21 protein-coding genes are annotated in these 19,592 nt (G+C 63.8%); 10 read left to right on the top strand and 11 right to left on the bottom strand.

The window, feature by feature from the left end; genetic code table 11:
• The first annotated feature begins 118 nt into the window (after positions 1-118).
• Complete coding sequence (locus VK92_RS42695) at positions 119-274, top strand: hypothetical protein (RefSeq protein WP_165589135.1); 156 nt, start codon at positions 119-121, stop codon at positions 272-274.
• A gap of 209 nt (positions 275-483) precedes the next feature.
• Positions 484-1,497 (top strand): tryptophan--tRNA ligase, encoded by a 1,014-nt coding sequence (gene trpS, locus VK92_RS36915; RefSeq protein ID WP_048028463.1) that lies wholly within the window; start codon positions 484-486, stop codon positions 1,495-1,497.
• Positions 1,498-1,610: 113 nt separating this feature from the next.
• On the opposite strand, the gene VK92_RS36910 is transcribed toward trpS, so the two are convergent.
• Positions 1,611-2,021 (bottom strand): VOC family protein, encoded by a 411-nt coding sequence (locus tag VK92_RS36910; protein ID WP_048028461.1) that lies wholly within the window; start codon positions 2,019-2,021, stop codon positions 1,611-1,613.
• A gap of 377 nt (positions 2,022-2,398) precedes the next feature.
• On the opposite strand from VK92_RS36910, the gene VK92_RS39140 reads away from it, so the two are divergent.
• Positions 2,399-2,845 carry a hypothetical protein gene (locus tag VK92_RS39140; RefSeq protein WP_131723301.1) on the top strand — a complete coding sequence of 149 codons (447 nt, stop codon included), beginning with the start codon at positions 2,399-2,401 and terminating at the stop codon, positions 2,843-2,845.
• A 22-nt stretch (positions 2,846-2,867) separates the two neighbouring features.
• Here VK92_RS39140 and VK92_RS36900 read toward each other — a convergent pair whose 3' ends face one another.
• From VK92_RS36900 to VK92_RS36880, 5 genes are all read right to left on the bottom strand, one after another.
• Positions 2,868-3,254: a VOC family protein gene (locus VK92_RS36900; protein WP_048028459.1), complete on the bottom strand. Its 387-nt coding sequence runs from the start codon at positions 3,252-3,254 to the stop codon at positions 2,868-2,870.
• A 34-nt stretch (positions 3,255-3,288) separates the two neighbouring features.
• Entirely contained in the window at positions 3,289-3,882 is a 594-nt protein-coding gene (locus VK92_RS36895) for an SMI1/KNR4 family protein (RefSeq protein ID WP_048028457.1), read from the bottom strand.
• A 71-nt stretch (positions 3,883-3,953) separates the two neighbouring features.
• A complete protein-coding gene (locus VK92_RS36890) occupies positions 3,954-4,874 on the bottom strand; it encodes a bestrophin family protein (protein WP_048028456.1) in 921 nt (306 codons plus the stop codon).
• A gap of 163 nt (positions 4,875-5,037) precedes the next feature.
• Positions 5,038-6,045: a cytochrome d ubiquinol oxidase subunit II gene (cydB, locus tag VK92_RS36885; protein ID WP_048028454.1), complete on the bottom strand. Its 1,008-nt coding sequence runs from the start codon at positions 6,043-6,045 to the stop codon at positions 5,038-5,040.
• Positions 6,046-6,048: 3 nt separating this feature from the next.
• The gene (locus tag VK92_RS36880) at positions 6,049-7,449 is read right to left on the bottom strand and encodes a cytochrome ubiquinol oxidase subunit I (protein WP_021157919.1); all 1,401 of its coding nucleotides are present in this window, start codon (positions 7,447-7,449) and stop codon (positions 6,049-6,051) included.
• A 426-nt stretch (positions 7,450-7,875) separates the two neighbouring features.
• Here VK92_RS36880 and fdhD point away from each other — a divergent pair, with 426 nt between their 5' ends.
• The 5 genes from fdhD to moaD all read left to right on the top strand — a co-directional run bounded on the left by fdhD (position 7,876) and on the right by moaD (position 12,218).
• Positions 7,876-8,745, top strand: coding sequence for a formate dehydrogenase accessory sulfurtransferase FdhD (gene fdhD / locus VK92_RS36875; protein WP_027792470.1), 870 nt, complete (start codon positions 7,876-7,878; stop codon positions 8,743-8,745).
• Positions 8,745-9,959, top strand: a complete 1,215-nt coding sequence (locus tag VK92_RS36870) for a molybdopterin molybdotransferase MoeA (RefSeq protein ID WP_048028452.1) — start codon at positions 8,745-8,747, stop codon at positions 9,957-9,959. Before fdhD ends, VK92_RS36870 begins: the two co-directional genes overlap by 1 nt.
• A gap of 205 nt (positions 9,960-10,164) precedes the next feature.
• Positions 10,165-11,289 carry a GTP 3',8-cyclase MoaA gene (gene moaA / locus VK92_RS36865; RefSeq protein WP_048028484.1) on the top strand — a complete coding sequence of 375 codons (1,125 nt, stop codon included), beginning with the start codon at positions 10,165-10,167 and terminating at the stop codon, positions 11,287-11,289.
• Positions 11,290-11,335: 46 nt separating this feature from the next.
• Positions 11,336-11,908, top strand: coding sequence for a molybdenum cofactor biosynthesis protein MoaE (locus VK92_RS36860; protein WP_048028451.1), 573 nt, complete (start codon positions 11,336-11,338; stop codon positions 11,906-11,908).
• A 52-nt stretch (positions 11,909-11,960) separates the two neighbouring features.
• Positions 11,961-12,218, top strand: coding sequence for a molybdopterin converting factor subunit 1 (gene moaD / locus VK92_RS36855; protein WP_021157913.1), 258 nt, complete (start codon positions 11,961-11,963; stop codon positions 12,216-12,218).
• 1,077 nt (positions 12,219-13,295) lie between these two features.
• On the opposite strand, the gene VK92_RS36845 is transcribed toward moaD, so the two are convergent.
• The 4 genes from VK92_RS36845 to VK92_RS36830 form a co-directional block, all read right to left on the bottom strand.
• The gene (locus tag VK92_RS36845; protein ID WP_048028450.1) at positions 13,296-13,646 is read right to left on the bottom strand and encodes an H-NS histone family protein; all 351 of its coding nucleotides are present in this window, start codon (positions 13,644-13,646) and stop codon (positions 13,296-13,298) included.
• Positions 13,647-14,016: 370 nt separating this feature from the next.
• Positions 14,017-15,048, bottom strand: a complete 1,032-nt coding sequence (locus tag VK92_RS36840; RefSeq protein WP_021157909.1) for an extracellular solute-binding protein — start codon at positions 15,046-15,048, stop codon at positions 14,017-14,019.
• Positions 15,045-15,896 carry an ABC transporter permease gene (locus tag VK92_RS36835; protein WP_048028448.1) on the bottom strand — a complete coding sequence of 284 codons (852 nt, stop codon included), beginning with the start codon at positions 15,894-15,896 and terminating at the stop codon, positions 15,045-15,047. Before VK92_RS36835 ends, VK92_RS36840 begins: the two co-directional genes overlap by 4 nt.
• The gene (locus tag VK92_RS36830; RefSeq protein WP_113046059.1) at positions 15,883-16,728 is read right to left on the bottom strand and encodes an ABC transporter permease; all 846 of its coding nucleotides are present in this window, start codon (positions 16,726-16,728) and stop codon (positions 15,883-15,885) included. Before VK92_RS36830 ends, VK92_RS36835 begins: the two co-directional genes overlap by 14 nt.
• A gap of 662 nt (positions 16,729-17,390) precedes the next feature.
• On the opposite strand from VK92_RS36830, the gene VK92_RS36825 reads away from it, so the two are divergent.
• Together VK92_RS36825 and VK92_RS36820 are read left to right on the top strand one after the other, a co-directional pair.
• Positions 17,391-17,843, top strand: a complete 453-nt coding sequence (locus VK92_RS36825; protein ID WP_048028446.1) for a GNAT family N-acetyltransferase — start codon at positions 17,391-17,393, stop codon at positions 17,841-17,843.
• A 15-nt stretch (positions 17,844-17,858) separates the two neighbouring features.
• Positions 17,859-18,878 carry an AraC family transcriptional regulator gene (locus VK92_RS36820; protein ID WP_021157905.1) on the top strand — a complete coding sequence of 340 codons (1,020 nt, stop codon included), beginning with the start codon at positions 17,859-17,861 and terminating at the stop codon, positions 18,876-18,878.
• Positions 18,879-19,034: 156 nt separating this feature from the next.
• On the opposite strand, the gene VK92_RS36815 is transcribed toward VK92_RS36820, so the two are convergent.
• A complete protein-coding gene (locus VK92_RS36815) occupies positions 19,035-19,436 on the bottom strand; it encodes a hypothetical protein (protein WP_021157904.1) in 402 nt (133 codons plus the stop codon).
• Positions 19,437-19,592 lie beyond the last annotated feature (156 nt).

The following is a 19,592-nucleotide window of genomic DNA, read 5'->3' as shown; positions in this document are numbered from 1 at the left end:
CCGGGCGACACGGTGCCCGGCCGCACCCCAGCCCCCGTCGAACCCCGCAACACCCCGGCGTCGCCTCACCCGACCCGTTGCAGCAACCGTTGGAGTGGCGCCTCGCGCGCCAGCAAGCATGAAGCACTCGAAGCCGCCCACCCACCTCCCGCGCGAGAAAGACCGCACGCCGCTGGTACGCGCAGGCGCGCTGCTGTTGATGGCCGGCCTGCTGTACCTGCTGTGGCCGTCGGCCGAAACCGCCTACCTTGCGATGGAGTCCGTCATCCGCTGACACGGCACGTCCGTCCCCGCACTACGCTATACTCGCTCAATGGAAACCCGACCCGCCTCGCCGAACGTGCATTGCTGGTGGCGCGCCTGACCCAGGCGGCCCGTTTCCTTTTGCATGTCCCAAACGTGATGCCGCCAGCCATGGCGGCATTTGCGTTTCTGCGCAGACGTCATGGCTGGCGGCTTCGATAACCCGGAGCAACGATCAACATGACCCACCCGACCCGACCGACCATCCTCACCGGCGACCGCACGACCGGCCCGCTGCACCTCGGCCACTACATCGGCTCGCTGCGCGCGCGCGTGCAGATGCAGCACGAAGCGAAGCAGTTCCTGCTGCTCGCCGACACGCAGGCGCTGACCGACAACATGGGCCGCCGCCAGCGCGTCACCGAGAACGTGATCGAAGTCGCGCTCGACTATCTCGCCGTCGGCATCGATCCGGCAATCTCGACGATCGTCGTGCAGTCGCAGGTGCCCGAACTCGCCGAGCTGTCGCAATACCTGCTCAACCTCGTCACGGTCGCGCGCCTCGAACGCAACCCGACCATCAAGGAAGAGATCCGCCTGCGCGGTTTCGAGCGCGACATCCCGGCCGGCTTCCTGACCTACCCGGTGAGCCAGGCGGCCGACATCACCGCGTTCAAGGCGACGCACGTGCCGGTCGGCGACGACCAGCTGCCGATGATCGAGCAGACCAACGAACTCGTGCGCCGCTTCAACGCGACGGTCAACCAGCCCGTGCTGGTCGAATGCGAGGCCGTGCTGTCGGCGGTCACGCGGCTGCCGGGGATCGACGGCAAGGCGAAGATGAGCAAGTCGCTCGGCAATGCGATCACGCTCGGCTCGACGCCGGACGAGATCACGCAGGCCGTGAAAGACATGTACACGGACCCGAACCACCTGCGCGTGAGCGATCCCGGCCAGGTCGAGGGCAATGTCGTGTTCACGTTCCTCGATGCGTTCGAGCCCGACGTGCAGAAGGTCGACGAGTTGAAGGCGCACTACCGTCGCGGCGGGCTCGGCGACAGCGTCGTCAAGCGCGTGCTGAACGAGCGGCTGCAGGCGCTGATCGAGCCGATCCGCGCGCGCCGCCGCGAATTCGAGGCCGACAAGGCCGAGGTGATGGCGATCCTGAAGCGCGGCACGATGCACGCGCGGGACGTGGCCGGCGCGACGCTCGCGGAGGTGAAGGGGGCGATGGGATTGAACTACTTCGATTGAGCGGTGCAGGCAGCGCATGCGTGAACGCGCGCCGCGCGCCGGACAGTATCGGGCCGGCGCGTGGCGATCACCGCATCAAGTGCGCGTGCGTGCGTCGCTGCAACCGCCTTTCGTCACGATGCGTGCGCCGGCACGGACGCGTGGCACACTGCCTCGACCCGGTTGCCGGCCGGGTCGACGAGAAACGCCCCGTAGTAGTCGCCGTGATAATGCGGCCGCAAGCCGGGCTCACCGTCGGACCGCCCGCCCGTCGCGAGGCCGGCCTCGAAAAACGCGTCCACCTGCGCGCGGCTCGCGGCCTTGAAGCACCAGTGCCGCTTGCTCACGCCGATTTCGGCGGGATCCAGGTAGATCGCGAGAAAGGTCGATGCGGTGTCGTTCGCATTGCAGCGTTCGCCGTAGCCGAGTGCGGTGCCCCGGTCATAGACCCGGGTCGCGCCCAGCGCGGCCATGATGGCATCGTAGAACGGGCGCGCCAGTTCGATATCCGGCACGCTGATTGACACGTGGTCTAGCAGTTGCATTGCATCTACTCCGTTGAAGGGCACACGAGTCTACATGAGCGCGACAATTCGCGCCGAAGCCACGCTGCCGCTCGTGGGCGATACCTGCACACCCGCCACTGTCACACGCGATGTCGTTCATGGCGGTAGCGGGCCGTCCCTTGGTCCACTCCGCCGATGCCGCGCCCGCGCGCCCCGCTATCGTTTCGCATGCGACCCACGAACGACGTCCTTCCGAGCACATTGGTGGTGCACTTCGAGGTCGGTGACCCGGTTTCTTGATAGGCTTTATTTCGGCGGCGCTCCTGTCCGGGAGCCTGGTTCTGGACAGGAGAACCGCGCGAATTCCCGCGGGAACCGTCGCCTTCGACCTGCAACTACTTTCGGAACCCCACCCAATGTCAGCCGGCGAATCGATACACGCGTACCCGGGGGAAGAATCCACGTTCAATTGTGCGTGTTGTGGTGGCGAGACGAGGAGAATCACGGGCGAACTGCACCAAGACGATTCAGTGGTTGGCGTCTACTTCGTCCAATGGGCAACCGGAAGGCCGGACCATCCACCGATCATTGACCTCGTGTTGGGCGACTGGGGGGAACGCGCCGGGCCTGCCGACCGCGTCCTGGTTTCATTGATCTATATTCCGCGCGAGGGAGGCGGCCCCGTCTCCATCGTGAACGCCGCGGAACGGGGTGTTGATATTTCCGACTTGTTTGAATTCGCGCTTGCCCGGGAGCAGGTCATCGGTACGCCGCTGGCCCCGTTGGTGTTTCAGATGATCGATGCGCTCTGGATCACCGAGCCACGAATCGCAGACGTCAAGGCACTGGACAACGTCGTGTAGATCAACCTCGAGAGGCGCGGCGTCACTTCATCTGCATCAGTTGAATCAGGTTCCCGCAGGTATCGTCGACGATCGCGACGCGCACGGGCCCCGCGTCCATCGGCTCCAGCGTGAAATGGACGTCGAGATCCCTGAGCCGCGCGAATTCCGCATCGAGATCGTCGACCTGGAACGATGCCGCCGGAATGCCGTCCTCGTACAGCGCCTGCTTGTAAGGCCCGACCGCGCGATGGTTGCTCGGCTCGAGCAGCAGCTCGGTGCCGTCCGGCTGGTCCTTCGACACCACGGTCAGCCAGCGGTACTCGCCCACGGGCACGTTGTTCTTCAGCTTGAAACCGAGCTTGTCGGTATAGAACGTCAACGCCTTGTCCTGGTCGTCGACAAAAATACTCGTCACGTAGATTCGCATTTCAACCTCCCTGAAATAGCAGCCGTCGCCGCCGCTATTCTTCGTCGAAATCGATGACAAACGCATAACCGCCGTCGATCAGCTGGCGCAGGTAGCCGTCGAAGTCGTCGGCGATCACCGCATAGCTGTCGGGATCGTGCAGGAAGCGCACGACCTGCCCGACCTTGCCGCCCGCCGCCGGCTCGAAGTCGATGTAGAGCTGCGACGTGCCGCCGTTGTTCATGCAATGCGAGAAGCACAGCCGCCGGCCCATCGGCAGCGCGATGTCGATGCGCGGGTCGACGAGTTCGCCATCGTCGTTCGCGTCGTCGCCGTAGATCTCGGCGATGCTGTCGCGGTACTTCGCCCCTTCCTCGAGCATCTGCGCGGCCGACAGCAGGTAATACGGGTATTCGTGGACGTCGGAGCCCAGCACCAGCACGTTGACCGTCGTGCCGCCGTAGTCGCGCCAGTAGGTGCCGTCGAGCTTGCCGAGCAGTTCGAGCAGGCCGGCCGGGCACTGCGGATACGCGGCACGCAGCGCGTCGAGCTGCGCGGGCGTCGCGCCCGTGGCGGCGGCGAGCGCCGCGTTGTCGGTGTCGGGCAGCACGGCACGCAGGCCGGCGAGATAGGTGTCGACGAGGGTCATTGCGTCAGGTCCAAAGAACAGGCCAGCGCCATTCTAGCGCCCGACACGGCCCGCCCCTTCCGCGCACTCACCTACGTGATCTGATATGTCGACGCCGGCACGAATTCCTCCGGCAGCGGGCGATCGCCCAATTCGAGCACCGACCGTTCGATCGTGCGTGCCATCGCATCGAGCGCCAGCGCGTTCGGCGCGAGGCCGAACGGCTCGGCCACCTCGTTCGCGATCGCCTCGAGTGCGATCAGCGTGTACGCGATGAACACGCAGATCAGCGGCGTGAAGAATTCCGTCGAATCGACGAGGCCGAACGGCAGCAGCACGCAATACGCATACACGGTGCGATGCAGCAGCACGCTGTACGAGAACGGGATCGGCGTCGACAGGATGCGCTCGCAACCGCCGACCGATTTGCCGAGCTCGTCGAGTTGCGCCTCGAACATCCAGCAGGTCGCGTCGCTGCCGGGCGCGCGGCCCAGCGCGCGGACGATGCTGCCGCGCAACTCGTCGAGGATCGCCACGGGCTTGAAACACTTGCTCGCGAGCGCGGCGGTGCGTTCCGCGCCGAGGATCCGCTGCAGGTCCTGTGTCGGATCGGTATGACGCAGCTGATGCTTCAGCGCATAGGTGAACGCGATCAGCAGGTCGGCAAGCCGGTCGCGCTCGGCGTCGCCGACGCTGTCGGGCAGGTAGCGATTCAGTTGCGACGTCAGCGCGCGCGCCGCGATCAGCAGGTTGCCCCACAGATGCCGCGCCTCCTTGAACCGCTCGAAGCTCGCGTTGTTGCGAAACGCGAGGAAGATCGCGAGCGCCAGCCCGAACAGCGTGAACGGCGCGGTATTGAGGGGAATCTTCTCGCCGAAGATGCGCCCGTTCGTGAAGACCGCCAGCGTGCTGACGATCGCCATGAACACGAGCTGCGGAATGATCGATTGCAGCACGGAGCCGTTCCAGACGAACAGCATCCTGAGCCAGTTTTGTCGTGGTCGGACGATCATGGTGTTTTCTCGACTGCCAGGGAAATACGCGATACGGCACGCCGGCGCCCGATGCGCAGCGGCCCGCGCGTGGCGGGCCGCTGTCGGGTGGATGCCGGGCCGGGCGCCGTGCTGCGCGAGATGATACGCCCGCGCGCGCCGCGCCCGTCACATCATGCGGCGCTCAGTGATAACCGACGTCGCCCTCGCGCACCTTGCCGCGGAACACGCGGTACTGCATCGCGTTGTACACGAGGATGATCGGCAGCACGATCACGGTGCCGATCAGCGCGAACTTCTGGCTCGAATGGCTCGACGATGCATCCCAGATCGACAGCGACGGGGGCACGATGTTCGGCCAGATGCTGATCACGAGCCCCGTGTAACCGAGGAACACGAGCGCGAGCGTCAGCAGGAACGGCGTGGCCTCGTGCGTGCGCTTCACCGAGTGGAAGATGCCCCACACGCACGCGACGACGAGGATCGGCACCGGCAGGAACCAGCCCAGGTTGCCGCTGCCGAACCAGCGGTGCGCGACGGCCGGCAGCCCGATCACGGTCCACAGGCTCACCACGCCCATCACGGCGAGCAGCACACCCGTGAGCGGCTTCATCAGCAGCCGCATCTTGCGCTGCAGCTCGCCGTCGACCTTCAGGATCAGCCAGCCGCAGCCGAGCGTCGCATACGTGACGAGCACGCCGATCCCGCACATCAGGCTGAACGGCGACAGCCAGTCGAACGGCCCGCCCGCGAACTGGTTGTTCACGATCTTGATCCCCTGCAGCAGCGAACCGAGCACGATCCCCTGGCAGAACGCCGCGAGCGCGGAGCCGCCGATGAACGCGAGATCCCACATGTGTTGCGTGCGGGTGGCCTTCGCGCGCAGCTCGAACGCCGCGCCGCGAAAGATCAGCCCGACCAGCATCAGGACCAGCGGCAGGTAGTTCGCGGGCAGCAGCGTCGAATAGACGACCGGGAACGCGCCATAGAGCCCAGCGCCGCCGAGCACCAGGAACGTCTCGTTGCCGTCCCACACCGGCGCGACGGTGTCGAGCATCACCTGGCGCTCGGCCTTCGCATCGAAGAACGGAAACAGCAGGCCGATGCCGAGATCGAAGCCGTCCAGCATCACGTAGATGAATACACCGAGGCCGATGATCGCGGCCCACACGACAGGAAGATCGATTTGCATGGCTTACTCCGCTTCGGTCACGTTCAGCGGCGTGGACAGTGCGCTCTTGCGCAGCCCCGGATGCCGGTGCAGCTCGATATACCCGGCCTGGGCAGCCGGCCCGCGCTTCATCAGTTTCATCATGTAGTAGATACCTGTTCCGAATACCAGGAAATACACGACCACGAAGACCAGCAGCGACACGCCGACCTGCTGAGCGTTGAGCGGAGAGACGGAATCGACGGTGCGCAGCACGCCGTACACGGTCCACGGCTGCCGCCCGACCTCGGTCGTGATCCAGCCGGCCAGCAGCGCGACGATGCCGGAAGGCCCCATGCAGACCACGAACCACTGGAACCAGCGCGTTTCATAGAGGCGCCCGCCCTTTCTCAGCAGCAACCCGAGCAGCGCGGTGAGCAGCATCAGCATCCCGAGGCCGGCCATGATCCGGAACGTCCAGAAGATGATCGGCGAGTACGGGCGGTCCTGCGGCGGGAATTCCTTCAGCCCGCGAATCTCGCCGTCCCAGCTGTGCGTGAGGATCAGGCTGCCGAGGTGCGGCACCTGGATCGCATAGCGCGTGGTTTCGGCCTGCATGTCGGGCAGCCCGACGAGGTTCAGCGCCGTGCCGCCCTTCTCGGTTTCCCACAGCCCTTCGATCGCCGCGATCTTCGCCGGCTGGTATTCGCGCGTGTTCAGCCCGTGCGCGTCGCCGACGACGATCTGGATCGGCGCAAGCACCAGCAGCATCCACAGCGCCATCGAGAAGCTGCGCTTCACCGGCTCGTCGCGGCGCCCCTTCAGCAGGTGCCACGCGCCGCACGCGGCGACGATGAAGCCCGCGACGATGAACGCCGCAATCGTCATGTGCACGAGACGGTAAGGGAACGACGGGTTGAACACGACCTTGAACCAGTCGACCGGCACGACGAGGCCGTTCTCGATCTTGTAGCCCTGCGGCGTCTGCATGAAGCTGTTCGACGCGAGGATCCAGAACGTCGAGATCAGCGTGCCGACCGCGACCATCAGCGTCGCGAAGAAGTGGGCGCGCGGGCTCACGCGCTGCCAGCCGAACAGCATCACGCCGAGGAAGCCGGCTTCGAGGAAGAACGCCGTCAGCACTTCATAGGTGAGCAGCGGGCCCGTGATGTTGCCCGCGACGCGCGAGAAGCCGGCCCAGTTCGTGCCGAATTCGTACGCCATCACGACGCCGGAGACCACGCCCATCCCGAAGCCGATCGCGAAGATCTTCGACCAGAACTGGAACATGGATTTGTAGGCGGCGTCGCCGGTGACGAGATAGCGCCATTCCAGCACCGCCAGGAAGCTCGCCATACCGATGCTGATCGCGGGAAACACGATGTGGAACGACACCGTGAATGCGAATTGCAATCGTGCGAGATGGAACGCATCGAAGATTTCCATGACCGTAATTTGCTCGTGTTTGTGAGGACGTCCGCCCGAAGCAGGAAATCGCGCGACGGCTTGCCGAAGACACATGCGAATACAAGACGGTCACTCGCATGGCATCGGAGCGTGAATGACGATATCGCGTTTGCAACGATACTCGCAATCGTTCGAACGTGCGCTGAAACTGTGCTGCTTCCGTTGCCGAAGATGTGTGTACGGAAAACACATTTCGCGCCGGCGGGACGTTCAGCTGTACTGCTTTCCGCACTGCGGCGCTGTACATCGGGCGCACTGTTCATCCCCGTTAACATCCGATGCAACACCTGCCCGCGGCCACGGCGCGCCTCTCGGCCGCGCCCCGCCCGGCAGCCCCGATTCCCCTGGTCCGGCGCACGCGCCCGACCCGGCCGGCCCGCCGGCCGATCCGCCTGGAGAAACCGCATGGAGTCCTGCATCCGCCGCGACGAGCCGACCGGCAGCACCGCGTGTCATGTGACACGTCACCGTGCCGGCGAAGTGCGCGACACCGTCGATCGCGTCGTCGACGAAACGCCGGTTGCACTCGTGGTCAACGGTATTGCACACACGGTCATGATGGCGACCCCGATCGACCTCGACGCGTTCGGCCTCGGCTTCGTGCTCAGCGAAGGCATCGTCGAGCGTGCGTCGGACGTGTTCGACATCGAGAGCGAATGCCGGCCCGGCAGCGCCGAAGTGCGCCTGACCGTGTCGCAGCAGGCGTTCATGGCGCTGAAGGCGCACCGACGCGCGCTGGCCGGCCGCACGGGCTGCGGTGTCTGCGGGATCGAAAGCATCGCGCAGCTCGACCTGCACCCGCCGCGCATCGCCGCCGCCGGCGCGGCCGCCGGCATCGGCGCCGACGCGATCGCACGCGCCGCGCGCACGCTGCCGGCCCACCAGACGCTGATGCGCGAGACCGGCGGCATCCACGCGGCCGCGTGGTGCGACCGGGACGGCGCCGTGCTCGACGTGTTCGAGGACGTCGGCCGCCACAACGCGCTCGACAAGCTGATCGGCCGGCTCGCGCGGCGCCGCGCCGACCTGCACGACGGCTTCGTGTTCCTGTCGAGCCGCGCGAGCTACGAACTGGTGCGCAAGGCCGCGCGGGTCGGCATCCCGATGATCGCGACGATCTCGGCGCCGACGTCGCTCGCGATCGACGTCGCCCGCGAAGCCGGCGTGCGGCTGCTCGGCTTCTGCCGCAACGACGGCTTCGTCGAGTACGTGTCGCCCGACGCCGTTCACCCCGACCAACCGGCGCTTGCGCAAGCACACCCGGACTTCTCCTGATGAAACCACTGACCGATTTCGATACCGCGCAGCAGCATTTCGCGAGCGCGTTCGCGCCGCTCGGGGCCACCCTGTCCGTCCCGATCGCCGAAGCGGCAGGCCACGTGCTGGCCGCGCCGCTCGCCGCCGTGCTCGACCAGCCGCCGGCCGACCAGAGCGCGATGGACGGCTACGCCGTGCGTCACGCGGATCTCGCACTCGGTGAGCCGCTGCACGTCGCGCAGCGCTGTTTTGCGGGCGACATGCCGGCGCCGCTGGCCCCGCGCACGGCCGCGCGCCTCTTCACCGGCAGCCTGATTCCGCCCGGCGCGGACACCGTCGTGATGCAGGAGCATGCGCACGAGCAGGACGGCCGGGTCGCGTTCGACGCGCCGCAGCGCAGCGGCTCGCACATCCGCCGCCGGGGCGAGGAAGTGCGCGCCGGCGACCTGCTCGTGCCGGCCGGTGTGCGCATGGGCGCGATGCATGTCGGCGTGGCCGCCGCGCAAGGGTTCGCGCGTATCGACGTGCGTCCGGCGCTGCGCGTCGGCATCCTGACGACCGGCGACGAACTCGTCGCGTGCGGCCAGCCGCGCGCGCCGCAACAGATTTACAACAGCAATGCGCCGATGCTCGGCGCGCTGGTCTCGGGCACCGGCGCCGAGGTCGCGATGAGCCTGCATGCGGCCGACACCGCATCCGCCGTCGATCGCGCGCTACGCGATCTGCACGCGGGCTGCGACCTGGTGATCTGCGTCGGCGGCGCGTCGGTCGGCGACAAGGATCTGCTGCGCCCCACGCTGGACGCGCTCGGCGCATCGTTCATCGTCGCCGGCGTGCGCATGAAGCCGGGCAAGCCGGTTGCACTCGCGCGGCTCGACACGCGGCCGGTGGTGCTGCTGCCCGGCAACCCCGGCGCGGCGATGACCGCGTTCGCGCTGTTCGTCGCGCCGCTGATCCGCCGCCTGCAGGGGCGCGCCGCACGCCTGCCGATCGTGCCGTCGCTGCCGATCGACGGCGACTTCGAACCGGACGCGCAGCGCGAGCGCTTCGTGCGCGTGCACTGCACGGTCGGCCTCGACGGCATGCCCGTCCTCGATACGCTCCGCCAGCAAGGCGCCGGCACGCTGCAGTCGCTCGTGCAGGCGAGCGGGCTCGCCCGGCTGCCGGCCGGGCGACGCATCGCGAACGGCGACGCGGTACCGTATTACGAATTCGCGCCGTGGCTCGCATGAGCGCGATGCCCGACACGCGCCCGCTGCCGCTGCCGCGCATGCGCCGCGCGTCCCGCACCGCGAACTGTATTCCTGCAATTCGGGCGCGATTGTGTCCCTGCCGGAAAAACCCGGCGGACTATCCTCACGATGAGGCTCGTCACGCGCCGTGCGCCGCCATTTCGGCATGCGCACGGCCGACCGGCGCCGCCCCTTCGCTTACTTCATGCAGGCCGACGAACCGATCGTGAATGCCATCGTTTCCGCCGCGCCGGCCGCCGCCGCAGCTTCCGGCGGCGCATCGCCCGGCGCCTTCCCCCGCCCGCCCGACACGCTCGGCCGCCCGCTGCGCGACCTGCGCCTGTCCGTCATCGACCAGTGCAATTTCCGCTGCGGCTACTGCATGCCGCGCGAAAGCTTCGGCGCCGACTATGCGTTCATGCCGTCGTCCGAACGCCTGTCGTTCGCGCAACTGGAAAAGATCGCCCGCGCGTTCACGTCGCTCGGCGTCGAAAAAATCCGCATCACGGGCGGCGAGCCGCTGCTGCGCCGCAACCTCGAAGCGCTGATCGAACGCCTCGCCGCGCTGACGACCGTCGACGGCAAGCCCGTCGAAATCGCGCTGACGACCAATGGCTCGCTGCTGGCCGCGAAGGCGCGTTCGCTGCGCGACGCGGGCCTGTCGCGCGTGACCGTCAGCCTCGATGCGCTCGACGACGCGATGTTCCGCCGGATGAGCGACGCCGACGTGCCCGTGTCGCGCGTGCTGGCCGGCATCGAGGCCGCGCAGGCGGCCGGGCTCGCGCCGGTCAAGGTCAACGCGGTGATCGAGCGCGGTGTGAACGACGACCAGATCCTGCCGCTCGTGCGGCACTTCCGGCATACCGGCGTGGCCGTGCGTTTCATCGAATACATGGATGTCGGCGGCGCGAGCTTCTGGTCGGGCGACAAGGTCGTGCCGGCCGCGCAGATGCGCGCGCTGATCGATGCGCACTATCCGCTCGTGCTCGTCGGCGAACCGGCGCACGATGCGACCGCGATCCGTTGCGCGCACATCGACGGTGCAGGCGAGGTCGGCTTCATCGCGAGCGTGTCGCATCCGTTCTGCGGCACCTGTTCGCGCGCCCGCGTGTCGGCCGACGGCACACTCTATACGTGCCTGTTCGCCACGCAAGGCACCGACCTGCGGCCGTGGCTCGACGAAGCAGCGTCGAGCGCCGATCTGGCCGCCGCCGTGCGCGATCGCTGGACGCACCGCGACGACCGCTATTCCGAGCGCCGGGCCGCGCGGCCGGCCCGCGTGCCGGGCAAGACCTATCCGACCGTGCGCATGTCGCTCGTCGGCGGCTGAGGGCCGCCGCGCGACACCGCACGCGCCGCCAAATGGAGAACCAGTCATGACGACCTTCACCGAATCCCCTGCCGGGCTGCCGGACGATCCGTTGCGTGCCGACGGCCACCCGCCTCCCGTCGATGCGGCCGACCCGCACCACGAACCGCCGCCCGCGATTACCGCCGGCTTCGAAGTGCGCGTGCAGTACGCGCCGATCGACGCAGGCGCGGAGCTTGCGCCGATCGTTCGCAATCCGAATGTCGGCGCGGTCGTGAATTTTCTCGGGGTCGTGCGTAACGAAGGTGATGTCGACGATGTCGTCGCGCTCGAGGTCGAGCACTACCCGACGATGACCGAGCAGGCCCTGTGGAGCATCGTCGAGGAAGCCAGCGCGCGCTGGCAGCTCGAAGCGGTGAAGATCGTGCATCGCGTCGGGCGTATCCCGCTCGGCCAGGCCGTCGTGCTGGTCGTGGTGGCCGCCGCGCATCGCGCGTGTGCGTTCGATGCGTGCGAATTCCTGATGGACTTCCTGAAGACCCACGCGCCGTTCTGGAAGAAGGAGATCCGGCACGACGGCGAATCCGGCTGGGTCGAGGCGAAGGCGCACGACGACCAGGCGATGCGGCGCTGGGGCTGAGCCGGTCCGCCGCGCGTTTTCCGATTCCGCCGACTCCATTCAAGACATCGCAATGAAACTGACGATCAAATACTTCGCAAGCATTCGCGAACAACTCGAGCGCGACGAGGAAACCGTCGAGGTCGACGCACGCGAACTCACCGTCGACGCGCTGCGCAGCACGCTGGCCGCGCGCGACGCACGCAGCGCGGACGCGCTGCGGATGGACCGGCCCGTGCGCGCGGCCGTCAACCTCGAGATGGTGACGGGTGAATTCGTCGTGCGGGAGGACAGCGAGGTCGCGTTTTTTCCGCCGGTGACGGGCGGGTGACGTCGCGACGGGCGGGATCCCTCCGGTGCCGGATACGGGCCGGCGCGCGTCGGCTGCTTGCCCTTCGCGATACCGATCCCGATACCGGTTTCCGGCCACCCGCTCGTTTGCCGGCCCTCGATTCCCCCGCGCCATCGCCGCGGCGCACATTCTCCTTGAAGCGGTAGTAGACCATCCCGATCAGGGAATCCCTGTTCCGATCAGCCCGAGGATATTTGCTGAACGGGAACCCGGCGCTGTATCGAATTGAACAGGGCCGGCTGCCCATACCGGCCGGCAACGCGGCGCGCATCAATGCAGCCCCTTCATCACGATCGTCGCAAACACGACCATCGCGGCGCAGCGGATATTGCCGGCACCGTTGTCGGTCCGGGCCAAGCTCACAGGCGCTCCTTCGCGGGGTCGCTTCATGCAACGGAAAAGAACACGCTTACGCCCTTGACTCCGAGAGGCCGGACTTTGAAACGTGTCTTCATCGGCATCGCGGGGAACGAGATTTTTCCCTGCGCTCTAACGTGAGCGAAATTTCCAGGAGATCACTTGCGAGCACTTGCGCCTGTTTCGCTTGCTCCGCGTGGCGCTTGAGGTCTTCCAACGGCGGACCCAAGTGATCCTCCGTTCCACCCATGAAAATCAAAACCGCAGCGTTGGCGTGGGCGCGGGCGCGCGCGGCGTGGAACCGGGCTTTCCGGACACGTGAGCCGATCAGGTCTATGTGAGCGCGAGTGCTCGGAAAATGCGCGGTCGGCAGCCTCGAGTGCCGAACTTCGAGACTTTCGAGTTCGGAGACACTCGCTTCCGCTCTGACGGCAGAAATGGTAGCGGCGAGGACCACATCGGCCCCGCTCGGATCCTCGACAAGCACGCTCGACGATTGAGGGCCGATTGGCTTGCGATTCGCCGCGGGAATGCAACTCGAAACCCGAGCACGAATGCGTCCCGACGCAACGCGAATTCGGTCGAGCAACAAGGATATGGACATGGCTGGGCATAAGCCTATGCATGAACCGCACCGGCACTCAGTGGCCAACGACCGTATTCGGGATGATGCGTGACGACGGACGATGGCATGGCAAGTCAACTCAGTGCATCGGCTACCGATGATGCCGCCGGCTCCGCGATCCGATTCGACCGGTGGATCAGGAACTGTTCCCTTGCCCGGCCAGCGATCCACCGAGGCTCTCGTCCCCGCCCGCTCCATAAGGCGCCGGACTCCGGATCACGATACTTTACCGTGGCCGGGCCGCGACGCTTGCCGCGACGCAGCTTGAGCTTGCGTTCAGAGAACAAGTCCTCCGGCATCAGGTCGAATTCCTCGATCAATTTTTGTATTTCCTTGACCGCACTCGCCAATTCCTGAGTGCGAGCAAGCTCAGCCTGCTTCTGAAGTTCCTGAATCTGCTCTTTCAAATCACGGTAGCTTTGCATATCGTATTCTCGAAGAGAAGAGAGCCAAGCACTCGCCTTGGTTCTCGGATGTTGCGATCATTAAATATAGGTATGCGAATTATATGAATCAGACGCACCACACCCGTATGAAATCAAAAGCGCGATCGAGAGGAGGATCGCGAACCGCCTGCGCTGAGATCTCGCGAGTCGCCGAACACAGGCAGGGCCGGCGACAGATTACCGGCTCCGTGCCCCGGTGTTCGATCCCCGTTGGGAACGACGACCGCATTGGGTGATTCGGGCAGAGGCAGTGGCTGGCGCGCTTGCGCGGCGCGCCTCGTTCACGATCGACTCCGTATCTGCCAGAGCGGATCTGGTCATCCGGGACGCCATCGACGTTCAGCGCGCTTCATTGATTTCCCTTCAGCTTCAGCCACACCTTGTTACGCAGTTGAATCGCTGCAGGTGAACACATCTTGTAAGGCTTGAGTCGATCCTTATACTGCTCCGGCGTCTTGATCGCAGGATTGTCATGCAGTGCAGGATCGATGTAGCGCTCCGATCCGGTAATCTCGTTGCTGTACCGTAGCGCGTTCGTCACCAGCGCGATGTTCTCGGGTCGCATCATCCAGTCGATGAACTTGTAGGCCGAGTCGACATTTCGCGCTTTTGCCGGAATAAGCAGGCTGTCCATGAACAGTCGGACGCCCTCTTTCGGATACACGAATCGGATAGTCGGCAAGCGATCCTGGGCCCGCGCAGCCGCACCGTTCCAGACGTGCTGAACGATGATTTGCCTGGACGCGAGACGATCGACCGTTCCGTCGTTGCTATAGGTCTTCACGAATGGTTTCTGCTTCTGCAGCACGTCGAGGACGCGTTTTGCATCGTCGGGGCGCTCGGTGCATTCATCCTGTCCCAGATACCAGCTCGCTGCCATGTACAGTTCCTCCTCGACGTCCAGATCGCCGACCTCGCCGCGAAGTGCGACGGGGGGCTCGAAGAACGACTTCCAGCTATCGTCGAGGCGTCCGCCCGGCACACGCGCGCTGTCGTAAGCAAACCCGGTCAGGACGACCGTGAAGGGCATCGCGTAGTCCCGCTGGGGATCGAACGACGGATGACGGTACTCGGGCTTGATGTTTGCGACATTCGGCAACTTGCGCTTGTCGAGCTTGAGCAGAAGGCCCGACTTCACGAGCACCGGAACGTAGTAGTCTCCGGCGACCACAACGTCGTATCCCCCTCCTCCTGCCTGCAGTTTCTGGGTCAGCGCTGCATCGCTCGCATAGGTGTCGAGTGTCGTCTCGATGCCGGTATCAGCCTGGAACTTCTTGAGCAAATTGACAGGCAGGATGTTCGGCCAGCTTCCGATATGCAGCTCGGCGGCCTGGGTCGTGACAGCGGCAAGAAGCAACATCGCACCGATTGTTTTTTTCATGCTGTTCCTATTGCGTGGAGATTGGCGTGGTGTATTTCGGACTGCTCGGCTCGGGATCTCCTTTTACCTCGAGCACCGATGATCCAGACTACCGTCAGTTGTACTGTCGACAGGCCGATGACGACGGTTGACACGGCGCTGACCTTCGGTGTGATTCCGATCTTCAATGCACCGAAGATATACATCGGCAATGTGGTCATGCCGGCGCCGGCGAGAAAGTAGCTGGTGACGTAATCATTCATCGACGCGACGAACGACAGCAAAGCCCCTGCGATGATGCCGGGCAGAGCCAGAGGCGCGGTAATTTGCCGAAATGCAGCCCATGGCGTGGCCGACAGGTCCGCGGCCGCCTCGAGCAACGTGCGATCGATCGTCTTGAGTCTGGCTCTGATCGGCAGATAGGCAAGCGGCACACTGAACACCACATGAGCAAACAGAACGGCACCGAATCCAAGCTCTGACTCGAACATCGAGAACAGCATCATGGTCGCGATCGCCAGCACGATTTCAGGTATCGCGAGCGGAAGCGCAATGACGAGTCCGACCGAATCGAAACCACGCCGCTCACTTCTCGACCACCAGGCGACCGCCGCGCTCGTCGCAAGCGTGGTGGAGAGCACCGTCGACGCCAGCGCCAGCAACAGCGAATTCTTCGCAGCGCGGACCAGTGTCGGATCGGACCAGGCCTCAACGTAACCTCGAATGCCAAACCCGTCCCATATGAGGGCCGACGGGCCGACGTTGAAGCTCATCGCCATCACGGTCAGCATCGGCAGATAGAGGAACACCAGCACCGCGCACGCGATCGTTGCGGTCAGCGGAAACCGGCGCAGTTCAGGCGAAATCATGAATGCGCTCCTGCCGCTGGAACAGCGAACCGAGTCGAGACGCGAGCATCGCCAGAAGCACAGCGGCGAGCAACGCGAACGACATCGCGGCGCCCAAAGGCCAGTCCCGTCCGCCGGCAAACTGGAAGTCGATCAGATTGCCGATCATGAAAGCGTGGTTACCGCCGAGCAGACCCGGGATCGTATAGGAACCCAGCGCCGGAACGAAGACGAGCCCGATTCCTGCCATGATGCCCGGACGGCAACACGGTACGACGACATGGACCAGTACCGCCGGCTTGTGTGCCCCCAGATCGTAGGCCGCTTCGGCCAACCGCCAGTCGAAGTCATCAAGCGCAGCGAAGATCGGCAGGACCATGAACGGCGTGAACGCATAGACGAGACCGATCAGCGTCGCAAGATCGGTGTAGAGCAATCCGAGCGGGCCATGCATGAGGCCGGCTCGGGACAGCATCTGATTCAAGAGGCCGTCGTCCGCAATGACGATGATCAATCCGTACATCTGGACGACGACGCAGGTCCAAAACGGGATCGTGATCAGGATCAGCAACGCGGCCTTCCACTTCAGGGAGCGCGTCGCCATGAACAGCGCCGTCGGGAACCCGATCAGCAGACATCCCGCGGTGGTCAGTACGGCCATGGTCATCGACCTGATGAAAATGGCGAGATATCCCTGCTGAAGGACGCGTCCCCCATCCCAGTCCCGATCGAAGACAATCCGCTCGTATGCGCCGGCAGTGAAGTCGCCCCACGAGACGCCGCCGAAGTCGCGCGGTGCACTGAGCGAGACCACTGCCAGAACGATCATCGGAAGGACAACGCCCGCGATCATGACGAGCGCCGTCGGGCTGCCCATTGGCCGCCATGATTTCAGCAGATTGAGTATTCGGACTCGGCGCACTGCCAACTACCTCAAATCATTCAGTTCGATTGGCAAGAAGCGTACCAAATCGATGGCATCATTTATAGTCGGCATGTGTGCCGATCACGCCAATGTGTTATCCCTGTGTGCCATTTCCATTATAAATTTGAGGAAATGTATTTTATTGCGGATTATTGCATATATAGAAATTCCCGCGCTCGAGTCTTACTGAGGGCGCCATCCACAATATTCGGGGCTAACCGAATATTTCGTCTAAATATTCGGTCACGGTGCACAGCGCCATGCGCCGACGCCAAACCGGTAATTCGCGGGGTGTGCGACGACGTCGCCGGCAGAATCGCTTGACTCCAGCCTCCGGAGCGAACGCGTGGATGCCACGGCTTCCATGCAGCGCCAACTGCGCCATCGCGAACAACAAGCGACGCACTTCAACTGGATCAATAACACTCACAATAATTCTGTTGACGGATGTTCGTTATAGTGCTGCGTTGACCGGCACGGCTATCTGACACCCGCGATCACGTTCGTTGGAGAATTTGCAAAAATCGTGAGATAGTTATCCGAGTTTCGCCACGTAAATTTCACATAACGAGAAGAGAGACGGTAAAAACATGGCCACTGCTGAGCAGCTAGAATACCGACCGATGACTGAGCGCGACGTCGGCGCTTTTTATGATGTGCGATTCTCCGTGAGCGAGAATAGAATCCATCCCCACCAGGTTCATCTTCTGAACCGCAACCTCCTGATCGAGAAAATCAGGCAGGGAGGTGGCTGGATCTGTGAATGTGGCGACGAGGTCGCCGGGGTCTGTCTGCCGGTCATCACCGAGACGCCGTTCATCTCGGCCTTGTTTGTGGCACCGCGGTTCCATGGTGTCGGCATCGGCCGCGAGCTGCTTGCCCGTGCGCTTGCATGGCTGAAAGACAAGGGAGTGAATCATGTCACCCTTGTGACCGATCCAGGCTCGCGGGCCGATGGCTTTTACCAGCGTCTTGGGTGGAAGCGCGGCGAATTGGACGAGTACGGGTGTCAGGTCGTATTTACAAAGTTGCTTGTGGACTAGAATCCAAGGAGTCGAATGAAGCCGGTAGCCGACGCGATTCGCCGCACTGCTGCGCAATGTCCAGCGCCACTGCACACCATCTTCATCACGCTCGATTTGATGAAGCGCATGGGTGTTCCGGTCGACGTCCTGCTGAAAGGCACCGGCATTTCTCCTGCTGACATCGAGCGGCCCGGTGCAATGGTGACGCATGCACAGGAAATGGTCCTGTTTGCGAATGCGCTGGAAGCGACCGGCAACAGCGCGATCGGACTGCATATCGGATATGCGATCCCGGTGACGTCGTACGGCCTGCGCGGCCACGCAATGCTGGTGAGCCCAACGTTGGGCGATGCGCTGCGCATGGGCTTCGAGCACCCGTTGCTCGGGATCAGTTATTTCAGAATCCGGATAACCACAATAGGCGAGACCGCGAGAATTATAGTCGGCGGCTATACCTATCGCACCGACCTGCTTGTCGTAAATACCGACATGGTATTTACCGCTTTACGCCGACAGATACGCGATTTGATCGGACACAATCCCGTTTTTTCCAGAATAGGGTTTGTTTTTCCCGAGCCGCCACACGCGAGTTCTTACGCCGAATATTTTGACTGCCCCATCGAATTCGAGGCCGACGAAAATTACCTCGAATTCAGCTCATCGGTGCTGGAGACTGCCCTTCCGCTCGCCCATCCGATCGAATTCGAAGTCGCAAGGAAAGCATGCGCGAAGCGTGAATTTGAACTGGCGCACTGGGTTCCGTCCGACCTCATCGGGCGGCTGCTCGCTCTTATGTATGACGACCCTACGTGCCAGGATATCGCGGAACAATCCAGAAAGCTTGGAATGTCAATGCGAAGTTTGCAGCGGAAGCTTCAGGAAATGGGGACATCGTTTAGCGACCTGTATGATATTGTCCGACAAGATCTGACGTCGCGGTATCTCGCGGAAAAGGAATACACAATCAAGGAGATAGCAGCCAGATTGGGGTATAAGAATTCCTCCGCATTCAGTCGGGCAATGAAACGATGGTCAAGATTGTCACCAGAATGATCGCGACATTTCCGAAGAGGCGCCCGTCACGGGGGCCGTCTTCTTGCTGCTATCAAACATCGGATTTCTCACCGAGTTCTGACCTCGGCCCTTAGGCCGCGACACAGAGGGCATTCGTCGACGGATTTCCTGGCGTGCTCCGATGAAACGGACAAGCTATCCGAATACCCGCGCCCATACCGCCCGAAGGCGTCGTGCGCGGTCTTCGAGGAGATAGGAGGCCGCCAGCGTCAGGAGACCTGAAATTGCGCCCGTCACGATGTGCTCGAGATAGGGGATGCGGTAGTGGCTCGTGTGCGAGTAGGCGTCGCCCAACGTTGTCAGGCAACCGACGATCAGCGCATTGCCGTATCGATGCGCATAGAGTTTCGCCACGGGCGTGAACGTCAAAAGGACGGCCAGGAGTCCGGTAAGCAGACCTGTATGAAATGCGATAGTCCAGTGGGCAACGCTCATGATGTTGCCCCAGCTCCCCGGCATGCAGGTCATGCACGCACTAGTCGGCTGCCAGAAGCGCTGGATAAACAGTCTGACGCGATGTTTCCACTCGGTTGACATGATGCATTCCCGTCGATGCCGTTGTCATGGCCAACGCCGCCACACGTATCGTTGAAGCAGTTTCCGCACCCTTCAACGAGCTTGCTGCCCCCGCCATGGACGGGCCGGCCGTAGGCCAGAGAGGCAGAACAAAAACCCGGACATGGGGGGAATACT

Source organism: Burkholderia sp. LK4, assembly GCF_001043615.1.
GTDB classification, from domain to species: Bacteria; Pseudomonadota; Gammaproteobacteria; order Burkholderiales; family Burkholderiaceae; genus Burkholderia; species Burkholderia cepacia.
This window is presented reverse-complemented; position numbering and strand designations above follow the sequence as displayed.

Excerpts from the sequence above, each read along its gene's own strand:
- VK92_RS42695 (WP_165589135.1), top strand. The coding sequence starts at position 119 with ATGAAGCACTCGAAGCCGCCCACCCACCTCCCGCGCGAGAAAGACCGC.
- trpS (WP_048028463.1), top strand. The coding sequence starts at position 484 with ATGACCCACCCGACCCGACCGACCATCCTCACCGGCGACCGCACGACC.
- VK92_RS36910 (WP_048028461.1), bottom strand. The coding sequence starts at position 2,021 with ATGCAACTGCTAGACCACGTGTCAATCAGCGTGCCGGATATCGAACTG.
- VK92_RS39140 (WP_131723301.1), top strand. The coding sequence starts at position 2,399 with ATGTCAGCCGGCGAATCGATACACGCGTACCCGGGGGAAGAATCCACG.
- VK92_RS36900 (WP_048028459.1), bottom strand. The coding sequence starts at position 3,254 with ATGCGAATCTACGTGACGAGTATTTTTGTCGACGACCAGGACAAGGCG.
- VK92_RS36895 (WP_048028457.1), bottom strand. The coding sequence starts at position 3,882 with ATGACCCTCGTCGACACCTATCTCGCCGGCCTGCGTGCCGTGCTGCCC.
- VK92_RS36890 (WP_048028456.1), bottom strand. The coding sequence starts at position 4,874 with ATGATCGTCCGACCACGACAAAACTGGCTCAGGATGCTGTTCGTCTGG.
- cydB (WP_048028454.1), bottom strand. The coding sequence starts at position 6,045 with ATGCAAATCGATCTTCCTGTCGTGTGGGCCGCGATCATCGGCCTCGGT.
- VK92_RS36880 (WP_021157919.1), bottom strand. The coding sequence starts at position 7,449 with ATGGAAATCTTCGATGCGTTCCATCTCGCACGATTGCAATTCGCATTC.
- fdhD (WP_027792470.1), top strand. The coding sequence starts at position 7,876 with ATGGAGTCCTGCATCCGCCGCGACGAGCCGACCGGCAGCACCGCGTGT.
- VK92_RS36870 (WP_048028452.1), top strand. The coding sequence starts at position 8,745 with ATGAAACCACTGACCGATTTCGATACCGCGCAGCAGCATTTCGCGAGC.
- moaA (WP_048028484.1), top strand. The coding sequence starts at position 10,165 with ATGCAGGCCGACGAACCGATCGTGAATGCCATCGTTTCCGCCGCGCCG.
- VK92_RS36860 (WP_048028451.1), top strand. The coding sequence starts at position 11,336 with ATGACGACCTTCACCGAATCCCCTGCCGGGCTGCCGGACGATCCGTTG.
- moaD (WP_021157913.1), top strand. The coding sequence starts at position 11,961 with ATGAAACTGACGATCAAATACTTCGCAAGCATTCGCGAACAACTCGAG.
- VK92_RS36845 (WP_048028450.1), bottom strand. The coding sequence starts at position 13,646 with ATGCAAAGCTACCGTGATTTGAAAGAGCAGATTCAGGAACTTCAGAAG.
- VK92_RS36840 (WP_021157909.1), bottom strand. The coding sequence starts at position 15,048 with ATGAAAAAAACAATCGGTGCGATGTTGCTTCTTGCCGCTGTCACGACC.
- VK92_RS36835 (WP_048028448.1), bottom strand. The coding sequence starts at position 15,896 with ATGATTTCGCCTGAACTGCGCCGGTTTCCGCTGACCGCAACGATCGCG.
- VK92_RS36830 (WP_113046059.1), bottom strand. The coding sequence starts at position 16,728 with ATGATCGCGGGCGTTGTCCTTCCGATGATCGTTCTGGCAGTGGTCTCG.
- VK92_RS36825 (WP_048028446.1), top strand. The coding sequence starts at position 17,391 with ATGGCCACTGCTGAGCAGCTAGAATACCGACCGATGACTGAGCGCGAC.
- VK92_RS36820 (WP_021157905.1), top strand. The coding sequence starts at position 17,859 with ATGAAGCCGGTAGCCGACGCGATTCGCCGCACTGCTGCGCAATGTCCA.
- VK92_RS36815 (WP_021157904.1), bottom strand. The coding sequence starts at position 19,436 with ATGTCAACCGAGTGGAAACATCGCGTCAGACTGTTTATCCAGCGCTTC.